Origin of the sequence: Bradyrhizobium sp. 153, from assembly GCF_023073835.1 — a bacterium.
Taxonomy (GTDB): domain Bacteria; phylum Pseudomonadota; class Alphaproteobacteria; order Rhizobiales; family Xanthobacteraceae; genus Bradyrhizobium.
Window position 1 is genome coordinate 14,081 of the sequence record NZ_JADPKH010000132.1, and the last position, 21,261, is coordinate 35,341.

The 21,261-nt window shown below is 64.7% G+C and carries 19 protein-coding genes and 2 pseudogenes; 16 read left to right on the forward strand and 5 right to left on the reverse strand.

What is annotated here, in order from left to right:
* Positions 1-84: 84 nt before the first annotated feature.
* Positions 85-399, forward strand: a complete 315-nt coding sequence (locus tag IVA91_RS31320) for a hypothetical protein (RefSeq protein ID WP_247460093.1) — start codon at positions 85-87, stop codon at positions 397-399.
* Positions 400-518: 119 nt separating this feature from the next.
* A complete protein-coding gene (locus IVA91_RS31325; protein WP_247336736.1) occupies positions 519-803 on the forward strand; it encodes a twin-arginine translocation signal domain-containing protein in 285 nt (94 codons plus the stop codon).
* A 148-nt stretch (positions 804-951) separates the two neighbouring features.
* Here the strand turns inward: IVA91_RS31325 and IVA91_RS31330 are convergent, their stop codons facing one another.
* Complete coding sequence (locus IVA91_RS31330; protein ID WP_247276206.1) at positions 952-1,203, reverse strand: hypothetical protein; 252 nt, start codon at positions 1,201-1,203, stop codon at positions 952-954.
* 189 nt (positions 1,204-1,392) lie between these two features.
* Positions 1,393-1,719, reverse strand: a pseudogene (locus tag IVA91_RS31335) (alpha/beta hydrolase); the annotation flags it as partial.
* Between the two features lies 1 nt (position 1,720).
* Between IVA91_RS31335 and IVA91_RS31340 the strand changes: the two are divergent.
* Positions 1,721-2,180 (forward strand): annotated as a pseudogene (locus tag IVA91_RS31340) (alpha/beta fold hydrolase); the annotation flags it as partial.
* A 209-nt stretch (positions 2,181-2,389) separates the two neighbouring features.
* On the opposite strand, the gene IVA91_RS31345 reads toward IVA91_RS31340, so the two are convergent.
* Positions 2,390-3,088 (reverse strand): winged helix-turn-helix domain-containing protein, encoded by a 699-nt coding sequence (locus IVA91_RS31345; RefSeq protein WP_247276208.1) that lies wholly within the window; start codon positions 3,086-3,088, stop codon positions 2,390-2,392.
* 245 nt (positions 3,089-3,333) lie between these two features.
* Between IVA91_RS31345 and IVA91_RS31350 the strand changes: the two genes are divergently transcribed.
* The 3 genes from IVA91_RS31350 (at position 3,334) to IVA91_RS31360 (ending at position 4,969) form a co-directional block, all read left to right on the forward strand.
* Positions 3,334-3,642 (forward strand): NIPSNAP family protein, encoded by a 309-nt coding sequence (locus tag IVA91_RS31350; RefSeq protein WP_247301137.1) that lies wholly within the window; start codon positions 3,334-3,336, stop codon positions 3,640-3,642.
* A 28-nt stretch (positions 3,643-3,670) separates the two neighbouring features.
* The gene (locus IVA91_RS31355) at positions 3,671-4,021 is read left to right on the forward strand and encodes an antibiotic biosynthesis monooxygenase (protein ID WP_028151163.1); all 351 of its coding nucleotides are present in this window, start codon (positions 3,671-3,673) and stop codon (positions 4,019-4,021) included.
* A gap of 138 nt (positions 4,022-4,159) precedes the next feature.
* Complete coding sequence (locus tag IVA91_RS31360) at positions 4,160-4,969, forward strand: isocitrate lyase/phosphoenolpyruvate mutase family protein (protein ID WP_247460095.1); 810 nt, start codon at positions 4,160-4,162, stop codon at positions 4,967-4,969.
* 185 nt (positions 4,970-5,154) lie between these two features.
* On the opposite strand, the gene IVA91_RS31365 is transcribed toward IVA91_RS31360, so the two are convergent.
* Complete coding sequence (locus tag IVA91_RS31365) at positions 5,155-5,544, reverse strand: hypothetical protein (protein WP_247460097.1); 390 nt, start codon at positions 5,542-5,544, stop codon at positions 5,155-5,157.
* A 156-nt stretch (positions 5,545-5,700) separates the two neighbouring features.
* Here IVA91_RS31365 and IVA91_RS31370 point away from each other — a divergent pair, with 156 nt between their 5' ends.
* The gene (locus tag IVA91_RS31370) at positions 5,701-6,345 is read left to right on the forward strand and encodes a trimeric intracellular cation channel family protein (protein ID WP_247460099.1); all 645 of its coding nucleotides are present in this window, start codon (positions 5,701-5,703) and stop codon (positions 6,343-6,345) included.
* A gap of 145 nt (positions 6,346-6,490) precedes the next feature.
* Here IVA91_RS31370 and IVA91_RS31375 read toward each other — a convergent pair whose 3' ends face one another.
* Positions 6,491-7,717 (reverse strand): cytochrome c, encoded by a 1,227-nt coding sequence (locus IVA91_RS31375; RefSeq protein ID WP_247460100.1) that lies wholly within the window; start codon positions 7,715-7,717, stop codon positions 6,491-6,493.
* Positions 7,718-7,998: 281 nt separating this feature from the next.
* Here IVA91_RS31375 and IVA91_RS31380 point away from each other — a divergent pair, with 281 nt between their 5' ends.
* The 9 genes from IVA91_RS31380 to IVA91_RS31420 all read left to right on the forward strand — a co-directional run bounded on the left by IVA91_RS31380 (position 7,999) and on the right by IVA91_RS31420 (position 21,231).
* Complete coding sequence (locus IVA91_RS31380) at positions 7,999-11,490, forward strand: indolepyruvate ferredoxin oxidoreductase family protein (protein ID WP_247460102.1); 3,492 nt, start codon at positions 7,999-8,001, stop codon at positions 11,488-11,490.
* Between the two features lie 348 nt (positions 11,491-11,838).
* On the forward strand, positions 11,839-12,996 hold the full coding sequence (locus IVA91_RS31385; RefSeq protein WP_247460105.1) for a thiolase domain-containing protein: 1,158 nt from the start codon (positions 11,839-11,841) through the stop codon (positions 12,994-12,996).
* On the forward strand, positions 12,996-13,385 hold the full coding sequence (locus tag IVA91_RS31390) for a Zn-ribbon domain-containing OB-fold protein (RefSeq protein ID WP_247460106.1): 390 nt from the start codon (positions 12,996-12,998) through the stop codon (positions 13,383-13,385). Before IVA91_RS31385 ends, IVA91_RS31390 begins: the two co-directional genes overlap by 1 nt.
* A 258-nt stretch (positions 13,386-13,643) precedes the next feature.
* Positions 13,644-14,504 carry a MaoC family dehydratase gene (locus tag IVA91_RS31395; RefSeq protein WP_247301131.1) on the forward strand — a complete coding sequence of 287 codons (861 nt, stop codon included), beginning with the start codon at positions 13,644-13,646 and terminating at the stop codon, positions 14,502-14,504.
* A gap of 155 nt (positions 14,505-14,659) precedes the next feature.
* Entirely contained in the window at positions 14,660-15,538 is an 879-nt protein-coding gene (locus IVA91_RS31400) for an SDR family oxidoreductase (RefSeq protein ID WP_247460108.1), read from the forward strand.
* 112 nt (positions 15,539-15,650) lie between these two features.
* Complete coding sequence (locus IVA91_RS31405; RefSeq protein ID WP_247276220.1) at positions 15,651-16,604, forward strand: dihydrodipicolinate synthase family protein; 954 nt, start codon at positions 15,651-15,653, stop codon at positions 16,602-16,604.
* Between the two features lie 4 nt (positions 16,605-16,608).
* On the forward strand, positions 16,609-17,424 hold the full coding sequence (locus IVA91_RS31410) for an NUDIX hydrolase (protein WP_247276221.1): 816 nt from the start codon (positions 16,609-16,611) through the stop codon (positions 17,422-17,424).
* Between the two features lie 79 nt (positions 17,425-17,503).
* On the forward strand, positions 17,504-18,418 hold the full coding sequence (locus IVA91_RS31415) for an EamA family transporter (RefSeq protein ID WP_247460110.1): 915 nt from the start codon (positions 17,504-17,506) through the stop codon (positions 18,416-18,418).
* A 125-nt stretch (positions 18,419-18,543) separates the two neighbouring features.
* Entirely contained in the window at positions 18,544-21,231 is a 2,688-nt protein-coding gene (locus IVA91_RS31420) for a PAS domain S-box protein (protein WP_247460112.1), read from the forward strand.
* The last annotated feature ends 30 nt before the right edge of the window (positions 21,232-21,261 follow it).

Here is a 21,261-nt window from a genome sequence, read left to right on the forward strand (position 1 = left end):
ACGCATTCCGACACCGGTGACAACTGTTTTTGTCGCCGGCGAGTGAAGCGGCTAGTCTTCGCTCAAACAGTGGGAGGAAACCCGATGCCATCAGCGTTCTTCGTCGTCCGCGCCACCGTCACCGACGCGAGCAAGCGCGCCGCCTTCGACAGATGGTACGAGACGGAACATCTGCCCGATGCGGTGAGGGCGTTCGGCGTAGCCAAGGCCTGGCGGTTCTGGAGCCTGGACGATCCCTCGCTGCATCAGGCCATGTATCAGTTCGATGACGAGGCGAAGCTCGCGGCGATGCTGAAAGGTGATGCGCTGAAGCGCCTGACGGCCGACTTCAACCGCGACTGGCCCGAAGTGAGGCGCACGCGCGAGACGCTGGTGCTGGCGCAGGAGTTCGCGACGTAGGCGACAGGCGATACCGTCCGCTTCTCATCGAAACTGAACGCATGATTCAGCTTCGGTTCATGTCGTCACCGCGACACTTCCTCGGCATCACGGGCACGATGATCCAAGAGGAAGAAGCCATGGAGCGCCGAAATTTTTTGAAACTTGCACTGGGGGTGACGGCGGGAGCCGCCGCCTTCGCTGCGACCGCGCAGGCCGCGCCGCTGTCACCGCAGCCACTCGCTGATCCCACCCGCATGCCGCAAGGTCACTCAGACGCTCATCCCGCAGTCACTACCAGCGAAGAAGCCGGGCAGGCGAAACCTGAGCAGGTGCACTGGCGTGGGCGCGGCCGGCATTGGGGCTGGCGCCACCGCCATTGGGGTTGGCGTCGCCGGCGCTGGCACCGCCGCCGTTATTGGTAAGCCCGCGGCAACCGCGAATTGGACCGGGGATCGCCGCTGGCGGTCCCCGTCTCGATTCGGGAGGCGCTCAAGGGACACCGTCGACTAGCGCCAAAACGAAATTGGCCGCGCAGGCGGTACCGCGCGGCCATTTTGCAATGCGAAAGGATCAGAACGGACGGCAGCGGCCGGCGTACCAGCGGAAGCCATAGGGGCACGCGCGTGCGCGGGGCACCACGACGACCGGCGCCGGGGCGACCACTACGGGCGCGGGGCGCACAACGACTGCCCCGCGCATCGGACGGCAGCCGCCATAGGGGCCACGATACCAGCCGGGGCCGCAGCCGCCGGCGGCGCTGGCCGCTTCGCTGAAACCGACGACCGCGCTGGCGAGCATGACGGCGGCGAACAGGTATTTCATTTGATCTTCCTTCTGGTCCTTCGGGAGAGGCTTAGGGGATGGCGCTTGCGGCGAACAATGAATCAACAGACACGATTCGACACGTTAAATCGGGGGCGTGCCGACACGTCGCGATCCAAGCCTGCCAATCATGACCTGAATGCGGCATGAACATTGCTCCGCATGCCGCTTCACGCGATGGCGACGGCGCTAGCGGCCAAGAAACTCCAGCACCAGCTCCCGATACTTCTCCGGCGCCTCCAGGAAGACGAGATGGCCGGTGTCCGGGATCACCTCGGCCCGCGCATTCGGCATCTTTGCGGCGAACGCTTTCGCGAGTTCGGCATTCTGCCCCATCTTGGCGCGCAGCGCCTCCGGCGCGCTCACTCGTCCCGGCGCGTTGTGATCATCGGCGCCCATTACAAACAGCGTGGGCAGTGTGATGAGCGGGATCTCGTGTGCCACCGGCTCGCGATAGATCATCTGGCCGGAGCTGACGAAGGCACGCAGCCAGCGCGAATAATCGGGGCTGCCCTTTGTGGTGCTGCTGCACGGGCGTAATTTCCCGTCGAGCTACTGGGCCCCCGTGATCAAGATGCTGAGCGAGGCGGGTTATCGCGTCGTCGTGCCGGACCAGGTCGGGTTCGGCAAATCCTCTAAGCCGCAGGGCGAACTCCATTTCGACACGCTGGCGCGCAACACGATTGCGCTGCTCGATCATCTCAAGATCGACAGGGCCGAGATCGTCGCTCATTCGCTCGGTGGCATGCTCGGCGTGCGCCTCGCCCGCGCCTATCCGGACCGCATTGCCCATCTGGTGCTGACCGCGCCGATCGGACTGGAGGACTACCGCCTCTACGTGCCGCCGACGCCGACCGAGAAGATGATCGAGACCGAGGACAAGCTCACGGCGGACGGCTATCGCAAGCAGCTCCAGACCAACTATTCGATCAAGCTGGCCGCCGGAGGCGATCACCCCGTTCATCGATGCCCGTTTCAGAAGCGGTTCATTGAGGGTCTCGTGTTTGGAGCCGTCATTCCGGGGCGCGTCGACGACGCGAACCCGGAATCTCGAGGTGCCGGGTTCGCTGCTCCGCATCGCCCCGGAACGACAATGCGCATAAAGTGATGGATGGCCGGGTCAAGCCCGGCCACGACAACAATGGGAGTTCACACGGCATTGTGTGCCGTCACGCAGCTTGCGTGATCAGTCCTTGCCGTTCCCGAACAGCGCAGCGAACTGTTTCTCGCCGGTGCGGGTGAAATTCACAACGCGGCTTCCGGGCGTGGCGTCGCGTGCGGCCCATTTGAGTTCGGCGAAGCGCTGCATCATGGCCGCCCCCAGTGTGCCGGCGAGATGATGCCGCCGCTCGCTCCAGTCGAGACAGGCCTTGCACACCGGGCGGCGCGGATGGGTCAGCATGTCGGGCGAGATCTGCAAATGCTTGGCGAGGAAGCGCTCGCCCTCCGCCGTCAGCTCGATCTCCTGCTTCTTCTGCCTGACCAGCTGCCGCGCGCGCATGGTGTCGAGCATCTGCACGCCGAGATCGCCGGCGAGATGGTCGTAGCAGATCCGCGCGCGCCGCAACGCCGGATCCTTCGGCCCGGTGCGCACGCGCATGTGGCCGGTCCGCGCGGCAAGCCCCGCCAGGCCCTCGAGCACGCCCGCGACGTCGTCATCGGTGAGGCGGTAGTAGCGGTGCCGGCCCTGCTTCTCCGGCTCGACGAGGCCGCCGGCCTCGAGCTTCGACAGGTGCGAGCTCGCAGTCTGCGGCGTGATGCCGGCCTCCTGCGCCAATTCGCTCGCGGTCAGCGCGCGGCCGTTCATCAGCGCGGTGAGCATGTTGGCGCGCGCGGGATCGCCGACTAGGGAGGCGACCATGGCGATGTCAGGACCTGATTTCATGCTTCGATGGTAGCCGAAGCATCAACGTCCGGCAAGGAGGTAGGTTTTCACCAAGTCGTCATTGCGAACGACGGCGAAGCGATCCTCAATACCTAACCCTCATCCTGAGGAGCGCGCCTTTGCGCGCGTCTCGATGGAGGAAGGCCCGGCTGGTGGCCGACGCCGCGCACGCGGCTCCTCAGGGTGAGGGGCTGACTTTGGTGATCGCTGCGCTCGCAACGACGACGGAAACACAGGAGCCCTTCATGTCCATCACCGTCTTCATCCGGTACCAGCTTGATCCATTCAAGCGCGCCCAATTCGAGGAATATTCGAAACGCTGGCTCACCATCATCCCGAAATGCGGCGGCGAGCTGATCGGCTATTTCATGCCGCATGAGGGCACCAACAACATCGCCTTCGCGCTGATCACCTTCGAGAGTCTGGCCGCCTATGAGGCCTATCGGGCGCGGCTGCGGCAGGACGCAGAAGGCATGGCGAACTTCCATTTCGCCGAGGAGAACAAGTTTATCCTCGCGGAAGAGCGCACCTTTCTGCGCAAGGTGGTATTGTAGGCCACTACATCGTTAGCAGGAGATGCCCATGATCGCCGTGATCTTCGAAGTCTGGCCGAAGCCGGAACACCGCCAGGACTATTTCGACCTCGCGGCCGATCTGAAGCCCATCCTGCAAACCATCGACGGCTTCATCTCGGTCGAGCGCTTCGAGAGCCTCACCGAGAAGGGCAAGATCCTGTCGGTATCGTTCTGGCGGGATGAGGCGGCCGTGCAAGCCTGGCGCAACACGATGGAGCATCGCCGTACCCAGGCCAAGGGCAGGGCGAAGATCTTCGCCGATTATCATTTGCGCATTGCCAGCGTCATCCGTGACTACGGCATGAATGATCGCGAGCAGGCGCCGAAGGACAGCCGCGCCGTGCACGACGCACACTAGCGCTGCCCGGGCGCGCCCTTGCGCTGCCCCGGGGCGCGCCCTTGCGCTGCCCCGGGGCGCGCACTTACGCTGCCGGGCGCGCACTAGCGCTGCCCTGAATGCGCGCCTATGTCTTCGCGGCCAATAAGGGAGAGAAACATGCACGTGACAACCGCTGACAAGCGCGCGACGTTCAGGAAGATGCACCAGAGCGGCTGCTTCATCCTGCCCAATCCGGTCGACGTCGGCAGTGCCAAGGCGCTGCAGCATCTCGGTTTCAAGGCGATTGCGTCATCGAGCGCGGGCTTTGCCTGGACCATCGGCAAGGCCGATAATCACGTCAGCGTCGAGGAGGTCTGTCAGCATCTGGCAGCATTGAGCTCCGCCGTCGACATTCCCGTGAATGCGGATTTCGAGGGCGGCTTTGCCGTCGAGCCGGACAAGGTCGCTGACAATGTCGAGCGCTGTGTCCGCACCGGCGTTGCCGGCCTGTCGATCGAGGATTCCACCGGTGACAAGGCCAAGCCGCTCTACGACCGCGCGCTCGCGGTCGAGCGGATCAAGGCCTCGCGCAAGGCGATCGGCGACAGCGGCACGCTGCTGGTCGGCCGCTGCGAGGCTTATCTGTGGGGCGCGACCGATCTCAAGCTGGTCATCGACCGGCTCACCGCCTACGCTGACGCGGGCGCTGATTGCCTTTATGCGCCGGGCCTGAAGAGCCGCGAGGACATTGCGGCGGTGGTGAAGGCGGTGCATCCAAAACCGTTCAATCTCCTGATCGGCGGCTCCGGCCTGTCGTTGCAGCAGGCGGCCGATCTCGGCGTGCGTCGCATCAGCGTCGGCGGCTCGCTCGCCCGCGCCGCCTGGGGCGGCTTCATGCGCGCGGCCAAGGAAATGGCGGAGCAGGGGACCTTCACCGAGCTCGGCAATGGCTATTCCGGCGGCGAGCTCAACAAGATGTTCAGCTGACCCAAAGCAAAAGCGGCGGGACCTTTTTGGGTCCCGCCGCTCTCGTAGCCTCTCGGTGTCCTGCCCCGGCTGGTGCGCAATTGCGCACGGGCCCGGCATCCAGTACGCCGCGGCTTTTGATTTGGCCACGACCGTCTCGGAGTGCTGGGTCCCGCCAGGTCAGCGGGCGAGCTATCGTGTTACTTTTACTTCGCGCCGTCAGACGGCGTCTGCGTATCGGGCGCCGGCTTGCTCGGTGCTGCACCCGTGGTCACGCCCGGCCCGGTGTTGTTGCGCGGCGTCACGTCGCGCATGCCGGGAGGCGCGGTCGGATTGGTCGGCTGCGTCTGCGCGGTCTGCGACGTCGGCGCGTTGCTGGCCTGGTTGGTTGTGCTGGTATTGTTCAGGCCGTAGAACACGGCACCCAGCACCAGCGCAATCGCAACGGCGAACAGCGCAACCTTGCCGCTGGAGGCGGGGCCTTCGCCAAGCTCGGGATCGGCCTGAAGCTCGGCATCCCGGCGCGCCGCGCGAAGATACTCATCGTCGGCGAGGTTCGGGCGGTACGGATCGTTGGGAAAACGGTCGTCAGCCATCGATTGGTCTCCTCGGGTTATTGCCGCGGGACAACCCGTGGATGCGAGATTCCGTTCCCGGCGCTTATGCTTTCGTCGCATGTTGCTCCCGCCGCGGGAATCAGGACCTTGTCTAGGGGAACCGTGGATCAGGTTCCACAGAGGGAGAACAAATCCATGTGGAGCCTGCCGCCGACGGACGGCGTCCTGCATCTTCTGGCGTTGGTCGCCTTGACGGCGGAGAGCATGACGGCCGCGCTGGCCGCCGGTCGACGGAGCATGGACTATGTCGGCGTTTGTCTTCTCGCCTGCGTGACCGCGCTTGGCGGTGGCACACTGCGCGACCTGTTTCTCGGTCACTATCCGCTGGTGTGGGTCGCCAACCCGATCTACCTCGCGCTGCCGGGCGGGGCAGCGCTGCTGACGATCCTGATCGCGCGGCTGGTGCATCGTCTGCACCTCGCTTTCATCGTTCTCGATGCCATCGGCCTCGTCGTCTTCACCATGATCGGCTGCAATGTCGGCTGGCAGATGGATGCCTCGCTGCCGATCGTGATCGTCTCGGGCATGGTGACAGGCTGCGCCAGCGGCGTGTTGCGCGACGTGCTCTGCAACGACGTGCCGCTCCTGTTCCGATCCGAACTCTACGCCAGCGTCTCGGTCGTGACCGGGCTGTTCTACGCCACCGCCTTCGCTCTCAATCTCAATGCCGAGCTCTGGACAATCCTGACCTTCGTGCTCGGCCTCAGCTTCCGTCTGCTCGCGGTCCGCTACAGATGGGAGATGCCGAAATTCGTGTTCACCGGGGATGAAAAGAAATAGCGCGCTTTCTTCGCCTCGCTCCGCTTGCGAGAGGCAGACGCGCGAAGCGCGGCCCGATGACAGGCTCCGCGAAGCAAATCCAGAATCCCTCCGCGAAAGACTTTGGATTGCTCGCCAATGACGGAGAGAAGGCGACGGCGCGGATTTACGGCTCTTCCTTCCTCGCCTTTGCCACCTGCGCCGGCGTCACCATCGGGCCCGCATTGCCCCAGGAATTGCGGATGTAGTTCGTCACTGCCGCGATCTCGGCGTCGGACAATTGCTTGGCATAGGCCGGCATCTCGGCGGTGTTGGGCGCGCGCGGCGTCGTCAGGGTGTGGGCGCCATCGAGGATGATGCGCAAGGTGGAGGACGGATTGACCGATTGCAGCAGGGCGTTGCCGGGCAGCGGCGGATAGATCCGTGGGCTGCCTGTGCCGTCGGCCTCGTGGCAGGCGACACAGAGCTTTGCGTAGACCGCCTGGCCGGCCTTCATCTCGGCAACGTCAGCCGGCGTCACGATGGTCTCGCGCCGCGCCGGCGGCAGGCTCTTCAGGTAGACCGCGATCGCACGCACGTCGGCATCGCTCATCTTCGAGGTCGAGTTGACGATCACCTCCGCCATCGGCCCGCCGGCATGGCTTTTGGCGTTGCGGCCGCTTTGCAGATATTCGGTGATATCGTCGGCGCTCCACGACTTCAGCCCGGTGCGCGCCGCGCCGTCGAGCCTTGGGGCATACCAGCCGCCGACCTCGTTGCCGGACAGCGCCTGCGCTTGCTTTTCCGCGCCAAAATAGTTCTTCGGCGTGTGGCAGGCGCCGCAATGGCCGAGACCGGTGACGAGATAGCCGCCTCTGTTCCACGCGGCGCTCTGGCTCTGGTCCGGCTCGAACAGGCCGGGCTTAAAGTACAGATAGTTCCAGACCCGCATCAGCCCGCGATAACCGAACGGCCAGCGCAGCTCCGGCGGCTTGTTGCGGTTGGCGATGGGCGCCAGCGTTCCTAGATAGGCCCGGACCGCCAGCGTGTCGTCCTTCGTCATCCGCGTGAAATAGGGATAGGGAAACGCCGGGTAGTAGTTCGAACCGTCAGGCGCGAGGCCATAGCGCAAGGCGCGCGTGAAGTCGGCATCGGTCCAGGTGCCGATCCCGACGTCGCGGTCTGGCGTCAGGTTTGGCGCGTAGATCGCACCGAAGGGCGTATCGATGCGCTTTCCGCCCGCGAACGGCTTTGCCGGATCGGCGGTGTGGCAGCCCGCGCAGTTGCCAGCCTCGACCAGCGTCTTGCCGTAGGCGATCAGCTCCGGCGAGAGATCGGCGGCGCGGGCTGCGCCTCCAATTGCACTGCACAACGCCAAACCCACGAGAGCCGAGCCAGTCAGAATCGTCCGCATCGAAAGCCTCTCCTGCGACCAATCGACGTCGTCCCGCAGTATAGGGGCCTCACGTCATTTCGCGACGGCGGGGGTATGGTGACACAAATTGAAAATGCCCAGCGTGTTTCAGGCCACGAAATTGCGATTTTTACCCGGCGCTCCCTTTGCTCCAGATTTGTGATGCGGAGCGTGAAATTTCCGACATAGAGTGGCGGAGATGGTCGGCGCGCCCTAGCTAAAACTGACGGGCAGGCAACGGCTTAAGTGGCCAAAGGCCAAGAAGGGCGGAAGAGGACAGCATGGGCATCAACCAGGGTCCGATCAGTCTCGATCAGAAATACACCCAGCAGACCGGACACGTTTTCACCACGGGCATCCAGGCGCTGGTGCGCCTGCCGATGGCCCAGATCCGGCGCGACCGCGCCAACGGCCTCAACACCGCGGGCTTCATCTCCGGCTATCGCGGCTCGCCGCTCGGCGGCTACGACCAGCAGCTCTTCGCCGCGCGGAAGCATCTCGAACAGTACAACATCAAGTTTCAGCCCGGCGTGAACGAGGATCTCGCAGCGACCGCCGTGTGGGGCTCGCAGCAGCTCAACCTCTCGCCCGGCGCCCAATATGATGGCGTGGTGGGCATCTGGTACGGCAAGGGCCCCGGCGTCGACCGTTGCGGTGACGTCTTCCGCCACGGCAATGCCGCCGGCTCGGCCAAGAACGGCGGCGTGCTCTGCCTTGCCGGCGACGACCATGGCGCAAAATCCTCCACCGTTCCGCATCAGTCCGACCATGCCTTCATCTCGGCGCTGATGCCGTATCTCTATCCCTCGAGCATCCACGAGATGATCGAGATGGGTCTGCTCGGCATCGCGATGTCGCGCTACTCCGGCTGCTGGGTCGGCATGAAGGTGATCACGGAGACGGTGGAGACCACGGCCGAGATCGACCTCACCGACGAGATGAAGCCCTTTATCATCCCCTCCGATTTCGAGCTGCCGCCCGGCGGCCTCAATCTGCGCTGGCCCGACGACCGCTTCGAGCAGGACCGTCGCCTCCAGGACTACAAGGGCTTTGCCGCGATCGCCTTTGCGCGCGCCAACAAGGTCAACCGCGTCACCATGGATTCGCCGAATGCCCGCTTCGGCATCATGGCATCCGGCAAGAGCTATGAGGACGTGCGCCAGGCGCTGCGCGAGCTCGGGATCACCGAGCAGGTCGCCGCCAAGATCGGCCTTCGTCTTTACAAGATCGGCATGCCATGGCCGCTGGAGCCGGAGGGCGTACGGCAGTTCGCTGTGGGGCTCGAAGAAATCTTCATCGTCGAGGAACGGCGCGAGATCGTCGAGAACCAGGTCAAGCAGGAGCTGTTCAACTGGCGTGACGACGTCCGCCCACGCATCGTCGGCAAGATGGACGAGCACGACAAGCGCTTTTTGACCTTCGCCGCCGAGCTCAGCGTCGCCTCGCTTGCGACCTCGCTGACCGAGCGGCTGCTTCGACTTAATCTCAACCCTGAAATTGCGGAGATGCTCCGCGTCAAGGCCGACTGGTTCAACGGCCGCCAGGCCACGCAGATGCAGGCGGTCGCGCCCATCTCCCGTACCCCGTATTTCTGCTCAGGCTGTCCCCACAACACATCCACGAAAGTCCCCGAAGGCAGCCGCGCCATGGCCGGCATCGGTTGTCACTTCATGGCGCTGTGGATGGACCGCTCGACCGAAACATTTACGCATATGGGCGGGGAGGGCGTGCCCTGGGTCGGCATTGCGCCTTTCACCAAGGAGAACCACATCTTCGCGAATCTCGGTGACGGCACCTATTTCCATTCGGGCATTCTCGCCATCCGCCAGGCGATCGCCTCCAAGGCGAACATTACTTACAAGATCCTCTACAACGACGCCGTTGCCATGACCGGCGGTCAGCGCCATGACGGCGATCTCTCGCCGCAGCAGATCACCCAGCAGCTTTACGCCGAAGGCATCCGCGAGCTCTATCTGGTCTCGGAAAACCCCGATGCTTACCCGGCCGACACCATCGCGCCCGGCGTGAAGAAGTATCACCGCGACGAGCTCGACAATGTCATGAAGATATGCCGCGAATACAAGGGCACGTCTGCCATCGTATTCGTGCAGACCTGCGCGGCCGAGAAGCGTCGCCGCCGCAAGCGCGGCTTGATGGAAGACCCGCCGCGCCGCGTCATGATCAACCCGGCGGTCTGCGAAGGCTGCGGCGACTGCTCGGTGCAGTCGAACTGCATCTCGGTCGAGCCGCTCGAGACCGAGTTCGGCCGCAAGCGGGCTATCAACCAGTCCTCCTGCAACAAGGACTATTCCTGCCTGAAGGGCTTCTGTCCGTCCTTCGTCACGATCGACGGCGGTGCGCCGCGCCATCGCGCGCCGGCGGAGCTCAGCGAGATCGGCGAGCTTCCGGAGCCGGCCTCACGCCCGATCCTCGACAAGCCGTACAACATCGCGGTCGGCGGTGTCGGCGGCACCGGTGTGCTCACCATAGGCGCGCTGCTCGGCATGGCCGCCCATATCGAGGGCAAGGCCTCGATGATCCTCGACATGTCGGGTCTCGCGCAGAAGGGCGGGGCGGTGCTCAGCCACGTCCGCCTGTCCGATCATCCGGCCGAGGTGACCTGCTCGCGCATCGTCACTGGAACGGCCGATCTTGTGCTCGCAGCCGACGAGGTGGTCGCGGTTGCCAAGGACACGATCTCGCTCTGCGACTCCAGCCGCACCCGCGGCATTATCAACAGCCACGTCATCCCAACCGCCGACTTCGTCCTCAACCGCGACTTCAATTTCCAGACCCGCAAGCTCAACGCGGTGCTGGAGACGGCGCTGCACAAGGACTCCGTGTTCTTCGATTTCACCAAGCCGGCCGAGCAGCTGCTCGGCGATGCTATCGCCACCAACATGATGATGATGGGCTATGCCTATCAGAAAGGGCTGTTCCCGCTGTCGGCGGCGTCGATCGAGCAGGCTATCGAGGTCAACGGCGTCTCGGTCAAGATGAACAAGGAGGCCTTCCGCCTCGGCCGTCTCGCGGTCGCCGATCCCAAGCGCCTCGCCGACATGCTGAAGGGGACGGACGAGGTCGTTGCACCCAAGACGCTGGAGGCGATGACGTTGGACGAGGTCATCGAGCATCGCGCCAAGCACCTCACGGCCTATCAGTATGCTCGCCTGGCAAACCGTTATCGCAAGCTGGTCGATCAGGTCCGCGAGGTTGCGGTGAAGGGTGGCTATGGCGAAGCGCTGCCGCGCGCCGTCGCGGTGAACTACGCCAAGCTGTTGGCCTACAAGGACGAATACGAAGTCGCGCGCCTCTACACCGACGGCGCCTTCGAGCAGCAGCTCCGCGACCAGTTCGAGGGCGAGTTCAAGTTCAACTTCAACCTGGCGCCGCCGATCCTCAGCCGCGGCGTTGATGCGCTCGGCCGTCCGAAGAAGCGCGCCTTCGGCCCGTGGATGCTGAACGTCTTCCGCGTGCTGGCCAAATTCAAATTCCTGCGCGGCACGCCGTTCGACATTTTCGGCCGCAGCGCCGACCGCAAGCTCGAGCGCGACCTGATCGCCGGCTACGAGAAGGACGTTTCAACCGTGCTCGGCCTGCTGTCGCCAGTCACGCACGACACCGCCGTGGAGCTGCTGTCGCTGCCCGACCGCATTCGCGGCTACGGCCCGGTGAAGGAGAAGGCCGTAAACGACGCCAAGCCCCGCTACGCCCAGCTCGCCGCTGACCTCGCCAACCCGCCGCCCGCGCCAAGGCAGATCGCGGCGGAGTAGGTCTCCTAGACCTGCGATTTTCCTCTTTGAAATCAACCCCGTTCTACTGTGCATGGGGTTGTTTTCGTTAAAAAAGAAAACCGCTTGCGCGGTCGGGCAAAGCAGCTTTAGGATTCTGCTGTCGCCTGCATCATTGGCGAGGAGCTCTTGCGACGAAGCAATCCAGCACGTTTCCGCGGAAGACTCTGGATTGCTTCGCCGCGCTCGCGATGAACGTGGGAGAGAGGCGGACCCCATTTGCGCCAAGCCGCTACCCTCTCGCGGGGCGGAATATTTCCGCGCTTGCCAAGCAGGCCACCGCGGTTCAGAAAAACGGAGCAAGAAGAAACGCGAGCGGAGACCTGAAGTTTGACCATCAAGGGCAAGGCCTACATTGCCGGGATTTTTGAACACCCGACCCGGCATGCGCCGGACAAATCCACCGCCCAGCTCCATGCCGAGGTCGCCAAGGGCGCGATCGAGGATGCCGGGCTCTCCAAGGACGATGTCGACGGCTATTTCTGCGCAGGCGATGCACCCGGCGGCGCCTGGCCGATGGTCGATTATCTCGGCCTGAACACCAAAAAACTCCGCCATGTCGATTCCACCGAGACCGGCGGCTGTTCCTACATCATCCATCTCGGCCACGCCGCCGAAGCGATCGCGGCAGGCAAGTGCTCGATCGCGCTGATCACGCTGGCCGGCAAGCCGCGCACCGGCGTGATGCCGCCGCGGGCGGCCGGCGCAGAGGTTGATTTCGAATCCGCTTACGGCGCGACCACGCACAATGCCTATGGCATGTGTGCCATGCGCCACATGCACGACTATGGCACCACGAGCGAGCAGCTCGCCTGGATCAAGGTCGCGGCCTCGCATCATGCGCAATACAATCCGCATGCGATGCTCAAGGACGTCGTCACCGTCGAGGACGTCCTGAACTCGCCGATGATCTCCGATCCCCTCCATCGCATGGATTGCTGCGTCGTCTCCGACGGCGGTGGCGCGCTGATCGTGACGACGCCAGAGATTGCCAAAAGCCTGAAGAAGCCTCAGGTGCGCCTGATCGGCCATGGCGAGGCCATGAAAGGCCCGCGCGGCGGCAAGGATCTCGACCTCACTTATTCCGCGGGTATCTGGTCCGGCCCGCGCGCCTTCGAGGAAGCCGGCATCACGCCGAAGGACATCAAATACGCCTCGATCTACGACAGCTTCACCATCACCGTCTTGATGCAGCTCGAAGATCTCGGATTCTGCAAGAAGGGCGAGGGCGGCAAGTTCGTCGCCGATGGCAATCTGATCTCGGGCGTCGGCAAGCTGCCGTTCAACACCGACGGCGGCGGCTTGTGCAGCAATCATCCCGTCAACCGCGGCGGCATGACCAAGATCATCGAGGCCGTCAGGCAGCTGCGCGGCGAGGCGCATCCGAAGGTGCAGGTCAAGAATTGCGATCTCGCCATCGCCCATGGCACGGGCGGCCTTTTGGGTGTTCGCCACGCCGCCTCGACCGCCATTCTGGAGCGCGTGTGATGAGTGAAGCAAAAAAAAATCCGGCCCCGGTGACCAATCCCGAGACCGCAGCGTTCTGGGACGCCGCCAAGCGCGGCAAGTTCATGATCAAGCGCTGTACCGCCTGCGGCGAAGCGCATTACTTCCCGCGCGCGATCTGCCCGTTCTGCTATTCCGACAAGACGGTGTGGGAGGAGGCTTCGGGCGAAGGCACGATCTACACTTACAGCCTGATGCGGAAGTCGCCGACCGGTCCTTACGCGATCGGCTACGTCACGCTGAAGGAGGGGCCGTCGGTGCAGACCAATTTCGTCGACTGCGATCTCGAGAAGCTGAAGATCGGTCAAAAGGTGAAGGTGGTGTTCAAGCCGACCGACGGCGCACCGCTGCCATTCTTCACGCCGGCCTGATTGCTTTCTTCCTTCTCCCCTTGTGGGAGAAGGTGGCATAGGCCGCCTCCGGCGGCCGTCCTTAAAAGACGCCGAAGCGAAGCTTCGGCTTTGGCGCCGGATGAGGGGTATCGCTCCGCGGAGAGATTGCTTGATGCGGAAGCAACCCCTCACCCAAACGAGTTTGCCGCAAGGGTCTCGCGGCCCTCTCCCACAAGGGGAGAGGGCGCATCAACGAGCGCCGCTGCTTGCGGGGAGACCGGGAGGAAGACAAACAACATGTCCGCCAGATACGAAGAACTCAAAAGCCTGAAAAACATCGGCCAGAAATACGCCTACACCGACCGCGACGTAATGCTCTACGCCTATGGCATCGGCCTAGGCGCCGATCCCATGGACGAGAAGGAGCTTGCCTTCGTCAACGAGGGCACGCTGACGCCGCGGCCGCTCAAGGTAGTGCCGACGTTCGCGTCCGTCGCAGCGTGGGGTTCGGGTCCCGGCGAGATGAACCTCAACCGCGTGATGGTGGTCGACGGAGAGCGCGACATCACCTTCCACCAGCCGCTGCCGGTCGCCGCGAACATCACCGCCGATTCCTCCGTGCTCGAAGTCTACGACAAGGGCAAGGACAAGGGCGTCGTGATCAGCCACCAGACGGTGCTGAAGAACGAGAAGGGCGAGAAACTGGCAACGCTGGTCGCTTCGCGCTTCGCCCGTGGCGACGGCGGCTTCGGCGGTCCGAACCTGACGCAGCCCGATCCCCACAAGATTCCGTCGCGCGCACCCGACAAGACCATCGACATCACGACGCGCCCCGACCAGGCGCTGGTCTATCGCCTCTGCGGTGACCGTAACCCGCTGCACTCCGACCCCGAGTTCGCCAGGAAGGCCGGCTTCCCGCGCCCGATCCTGCACGGCATGTGCACCTACGGCATCACCTGTCGCGGCGTGCTCCAGACCTATGCCGATTACGACGCCTCGGCCTTCCGCCAGCACGTTGCCCGGTTCTCTTCGCCCGTCTATCCCGGCGAGACCGTAACCATGGACCTCTGGAAGGACGGCAACGTGATCTCGTTTGAAGCCAAGGTGAAGTCGCGCGGGGTCACCGTGATCAAGAACGGCAAGACGGTGCTGGGTTAGGTCGGTCTCGTGCCCCGGGCGCAGCGCAGCACGCAGTGATGCGCTGCTGAGCCGGGGCAGGGAATGCTCGACGAAGAACTGGGTCCCGGCTCTGCGATGCAGCGTTCACGCTGCATCTTGTCCGGAACACGAAAACAAAACAGGGAGACGCCACCATGGGACTACTCGACGGCAAGGTTGCGCTGATCACTGGTGCGGGCGGGGGGCTCGGCGAGGCCTATGCAAAGCTGTTCGCGCGGGAAGGGGCCTCGGTCGTCGTCAACGACCTTGGCGGGCCCCGCGACGGCTCCGGCGCCGACACCTCGATGGCCCAGAAGGTGGTGGACGCGATCAAGGCCGAGGGCGGCAAGGCCGTCGCCAACGGCGCCGACATCTCCACCATGGAGGGCGGCCAATCGGTGTTCGACGACGCCATCAAGCACTTTGGCCGGGCAGACATCCTGGTGAACAATGCCGGCATCCTGCGTGACCAGACTTTCGCAAAAGCCTCCGAGGCGGATTGGGACAAGGTCATCAAGGTGCATCTGAAGGGCACCTTCTGTTGCACCCTGCCGGTGTTTCGCTGGATGCGGGAAAACGGCGGCGGCGTCATCGTCAACACCTCCTCGACCTCGGGCCTGATCGGCAATTTCGGCCAGACCAATTACGGCGCGGCCAAGGGCGGCATCTGGGGCCTGTCCAACGTGCTGGCGATCGAGGGCCGCAAGTACAACATCCGGATATGGACGCTGGCGCCGGGCGCGCTGACCCGCATGACAGCAGACCTGCCCCGCTATAAGGAGAACCCCGGCGCGGCGCTGGGTCCGGACGGCATCGCGCCGGCCGTGCTATACATGGTCAGCGACTTGTCGGGCGACCAGACCGGCAAGGTGCTGGGCGTGTCCGGGCCCCGCGGCGTGCGCGAGATGCGGATGATGGAGATGGAAGGCTGGAAACCGCCGCACTCGGGCTGGAAGGCCCAGGACATCGTTGATCACGCCAAGGAGATCTTCTTCTCCGAGGAGCAGATCAAGATGGGAGCGCGGCGGTTTTAGGCTGAGTTGTCGTTCCGGGGCGATGCGAAGCATCGAACCCGGAACCTCGAGATTCCGGGTCTGGTCCTTCGGACCATCCCGGAATGACAAAAGAAAGAGAGACGAGACGAACATGAAACTCACCGCCGACGCCAAGGGCACTTTCGCAATCGCGCCGACGCCGTTCCATGACGACGGCCGGATCGACGAGCGCTCGATCGACCGCCTGACCGATTTCTACGAGGAGGTCGGCTGTGACGGCGTGACGGTGCTGGGCATTCTCGGCGAGGCGCCGAAGCTCGATGCCGCCGAGGCCGAGCAGGTGGCGGTGCGCTTCGTCAAGCGGGCCAAGAAGATGCAGGTGATCGTCGGCGTCTCGGCGCCGGGTTTTGCCACCATGCGCTCGCTGGCAAAGGCCTCGATGGACGCCGGCGCGGCCGGCGTCATGATCGCACCGCCACCATCGCTCCGCACCGACGACCAGATCGTCGGCTATTTCAAGCAGGCTGCCGAGGCGATCGGGCCTGACGTGCCCTGGGTGCTTCAGGATTATCCGCTGACGCTCTCGGTGGTGTTCACCCCCGCCGTGATCCGCAAGATCGTTATGGACAATGCGAACTGCGTGATGCTCAAGCACGAGGACTGGCCGGGGCTGGAAAAGATCTCGACGCTGCGCAATTTCCAGAAGGACGGCTCGCTCCGTCCGCTCTCGATCCTCTGCGGCAATGGCGGGCTCTTTTTGGATTTCGAGATGGAGCGCGGCGCCGACGGCGCTATGACCGGCTATGCCTTCCCCGAGCTCCTGATCGATGTCGTGCGCCTCTCGAAGGAAGGCAAGCGCGATGCCGCGCATGATCTGTTCGACGCGCATCTGCCGTTGATCCGCTACGAGCAGCAGCCGGGCGCCGGCCTTGCCGTGCGCAAATACGTGCTCCAGAAGCGCGGCATCATCGCCTCCAGCGCGCAGCGCAAGCCCGGCGCGACAATCACGCCGGCGGCGAAGGCGGAGGTCGAATACCTGCTGTCGCGCGTCGCCCGAATCGACAAGCGCGCCAATCTCGGCCCGCAATCCAGCGCCGCAGGTTAGCCGCATGCCTGAAGCCGCCGCATCACGCCCTGCCTCGACGATCCTCCTGCTGCGCGACGGCGTGGATGTCGACGGCAAGAACCGCGGCGAGATCGAGGTCTTCATGATGGTCCGCCATCATCAGATCGAGTTCAACTCGGGCGCGCTGGTATTTCCCGGCGGCAGCGTCGATGCAGGCGACAAGGAGATCGTGGTCCGCGCCGACCTCTATTCGGGCGGCGAGGGCTTAAGCGAGGCGGACCGCGGCTTTCGGATCGCGGCAATCCGCGAGACTTTTGAAGAGAGCGGCATCCTCCTGGCGCGATCGAAGGATTCGGGCGCACCGGTCGATGCCAAGCGTGCCGGCGAGATCGCCGATGCGCATCGCGTCGCGCTCAACGAGCACAAGGTCAGCTTCCTCGATATCCTTGCCGATAACCGTCTTCAGCTCGCGCTCGACACGCTCGTGCCGTATGCGCACTGGATTACGCCAGAGGGCATGCCGAAGCGGTTCGACACCTGGTTCTTCCTTGCGGCCGCGCCGCCCGATCAGCTCGGCGCCCATGATGGTCGCGAGTCCACCGATTCCATCTGGGTCTCGCCGCGCGAGGCGGTGGAGGGCGGGGCGAGCGGCCGCTTCAAGCTGCCGTTCCCGACCACCCGCAATCTGATCCGGCTTGCCAAGCAGGGCAGCGTGAGTGCTGCACTGGAGCACGCCCGCGGGATGTCGATCGTCACGGTCATGCCTGTGATGACCAAGACCGAAACCGGCCGCCAGCTCCGCATCCCCCGCGAGGCCGGCTACGATGGCGAGGTGTTCGAGGTCGGCGCGGTCGGCTAGATACTTCGACGCCAAACGAAGTATCGGCGGCCGCGGACACGCTAGGTTCTGTCCATCGCGAATGGATGGGACGCAAGTCATGGACAACCGGCAGGGTACCAACATCGCCGTCGAGCTGGCGTTGCTGGTCGCGCTCGCAACGCTCTGGGGCGGCTCCTACACTTTCATCAAGCTGGGCGTTGCCACCATTCCGCCGGTCACGCTGATCGCGGCGCGCACCACGATCGCAGGCCTCTTGCTGCTGGCCGTCATGCGGGCGCGCGGCATCGGGATGCCGACCGACCGCGAGACCTGGCAGCGCTTCGCCTTCCAGGCCGTGCTCAACAGCGTCATCCCCTGGACGTTGATCGCCTGGGGCGAGCGCCATGTCGATGCTGCGCTTGCTACGATCCTCAATTCGGCCGGACCGATCTTCACCTTCCTGCTCACGGCGCTGATCACCCGTCACGAGCCGACGACGCCGCGAAAGCTGTTTGGCGTGATCGCCGGCATGGCCGGCATCCTGCTGATCGTCGGCGTCAATGCCTTCCATGACATCGACAGCGGCCTGCTGGCGGAGGCGGCGATCGTCGCCGCGACGATCTGCTATGCCTGCGCCGCGATCTTCGGCCGCAGTTTTAAGGGGCTCGACCCCATGGCGCCGGCCGCCGGCTCGCTGCTGGCGGGCGCAGCCGTGCTGATTCCGGCCTCGCTCGCGATCGAACAGCCCTGGAGGCTGTCGCCTTCGCCGACTTCCGTATTGGCGCTGCTCGCGCTGGCCGTGTTCTCGACTGCGGCGGCTTTCGCGATCTACTTCCGCCTGATCCAGACATTGGGCTCGGTCGGGACCACGGCGCAGGCCTATCTGCGCGTCCCGATCGGGGTTGCCATCAGCGTCGCGTTCCTCGGCGAGACCTTGAGCCACACCGCCTGGATCGATCTGGCCTGCGTCGTCCTCGGCGTTGCCGCCATGACGATCCCGGCCGGGCGGCCGGCAAGCGTCAAGAGCTCTTAGTCCGAGACGAAGAAGGGGCGGCAGGCTCCGGATATTAAGGATATTCGGCGGCCAGAGGCATGTTCCCCCGGGGGCGCAATACGTCGTATATTGGGCCTCCAGCAGCCTGGTCCTCAAAAGCCCCAATGTCCGCCGAATTGATGCCGACCCCAGAGAAAAAGCGAACCTTCTCGCTCTCCATCGGCCAGCTCACCTTCGGCAGCTTCCTGTTGGTGCTGGCGGTGATCATCGTCACCTCGACCGCGAGCGTGATTGCGATCCGGCATATCGACACCACCTTCGCCGAGCTGCAGCGGCTCCAGAGCGTCGGGGACCTTGCCGAGGACATCGATCGCCGCATGAACGAATTGCGCCTTGCCGCGCGCGACTTCGTCACCGATCCCGGCGCCGGCATCCAGTTCCAGCAGGTGGGCGAGGCGGCCTCCGCCTTAAGCGATATCCTGAAGAAGACCCGCATCGAGCTCGCGCCCGAGCAGCAGGACATGATCGACGGGGTCACCGAGCGGCTTGCGACCTATCGGACCGGCCTGGAGCGGATCTCGACCCTGATCGACCGCCGCGCCCAGCTGCTCGCCGGCCTGCCACCGCTGCGCGACCGTTTCGACGCGGCCGTCGCCGGCACCGCGGACCGCGAGCTGGCCTCCCGCCTGTCCGAGGCGCAGAGCCGGATCGCGCTCGGGCTGCTGGCGCGCAACCCTTCCGCGGCCGAGCAGGCCGCGGAGGGAATGCGGGCGATGGACACCGCCGATAGCAAGCTGAGGTTGGCTGTCAACGATTACGCCGAGGCAATCATGGCGGTCGCCGTCCGCGAGCGGCAGATCGCCGACATCGACCGCGAGGTGCTGGGCACCGAGGGCCGCCTGATCGGCCGCGTCACCGAATTGCTGCGCGAGGTCAGTTCGCGCCGCGGCCACGTGCTGTCGCGCGATTTTGCCCGCACGCTGACCGAGGCGCGGTGGCAGAGCATCGTGCTCGGCACGGTCGGCGTGCTGATCGGCATCGGCGCCGCGTTGTTCGTGGTGCGAAGGACGGTCCGTCCGCTCGCCCAGATCGCGCGCTCCATTCGCGCGCTTGCAGCGGGCCAGAAGGACACGTCGATCCCTTCGGCCGACCTCGACAACGAGATCGGCGATATCGCGCGCGCGGCCGAAGTGTTCCGCCGCGCGCTCGAGGAGGCCGACACGGCGCGCGAGGCGGCGGTGCGCGCGCTCACCGAGCAGCGCCTCGCGGAGGAGAGCTACCGAAAACTGTTCGAGGGCTCCGTCGATGGCATTTACGTGACGACGCCGGCCGGCGACCTCCTCAACGCCAATCCGGCGCTGGCGCGGATGATGGGTTACGACAGCCCGCAGCACCTCATCGACAGCATCAACGACATCGCCCACACGATCTACGTCCACCCCGAGGCGCGTGCCGAATATCAGCGGCTAATGGCGCGCGACGGCATGGTACGCGAGTTCGAGTATCAGGTTCGCCAGCGCAGCGGCAACATCCTGTGGCTCTCCGACAGCGCCACGGGCGTGCGGGACGAGCAGGGCAACATCGTCCGCTACGAGGGCACGCTGCGCGACATCACCGACCAGAAGCGGGCGGAAGATGCCATCGCCGAAGGCCGGCGCCTGCTCCAGCAGGTCATCGACACCGTGCCGGCGGTGATCAACGTCAAGGATCGCGACCTGCGCTATGTGCTGATGAACCGTTACATGGCCGGTATCTTCGGCATCGAGCCGAGCGACGCGCTCGGCCGCACCACGGCCGACCTGATGTCGCGCTACGGCGCAGCCAAGTCTGACGAGAGCGACAAGCGCGTGCTCAAGCTCCGCAAGGGGCTCGGCTTCTATGAGGAGGAGTACAAGGACGCCTCCGGCAACATGCGGCAATGGCTGGTCAACAAGCTGCCGCTGCTCGACGCCGAAGGCGAGATCGAACGCATCGTCACCGTCGCGCTCGACATTGGCGAGCGCAAGCGCGGCGAGCAGGAGATGCGCAAAGCCAAGGAAGCTGCCGAGACCGCGCTGCGCAATCTGCGCGAGACCCAGGCCTCGTTGATCGAGGCGGAGAAGCTCGCCGCGCTCGGGCGCCTGGTCGCCGGCGTCGCGCACGAGGTCAACAATCCGGTCGGCATCAGCCTCACGGTCGCGTCCGCGCTGGAGCGCAAGACCGCGATGTTCACCGCCGAGGTGGAGCGCGGCGAGCTCCGCCGCTCCACGCTCAACGAGTTTCTCAACACCAGCCGCGATGCCTCTTCGCAGCTCGTCTCCAATCTCAACCGCGCCGCCGAGCTGATCCAGTCTTTCAAGCAGGTCGCGGCCGACCGCAACTATTCGGACCAGCGCAGCTTCGACCTTGGCGACCTCACCGAGCAGGTGGTGATGAGCCTGCGGCCCGGCCTGCGAAAGCACAATCTGACGCTCAATGTCGAGTGTCAGCCGGATCTCACCATGAACAGCTATCCCGGCCCGTACGGCCAGGTGCTGACCAATCTGTTTCTCAATTCGGTGGCGCACGCCTTTCCGGACGGCCGGCCGGGGACCATCGACATCCAGGTGCGCGAGTCCGGCAAGGACAATGTCGAGATCGTCTTCTCCGACAATGGCTGCGGCATGTCGCTCGACGTCCGCCGCCGTGCCTTCGATCCGTTCTTCACGACGCGGCGCGATCAGGGCGGCACCGGCCTCGGCCTGCACATTGTCTACAGCATCGTCACCAACCGGCTCGGCGGCCGGCTCGACCTAGATTCCGAGCCGGGCGGTGGCACGCGCATCCAGATGATCCTGCCGCGCACAGCGCCGCTCGAGCAAGCGGCGGAATGATCAGGTCGCGGACTCGCTAGCGCGCCGCGC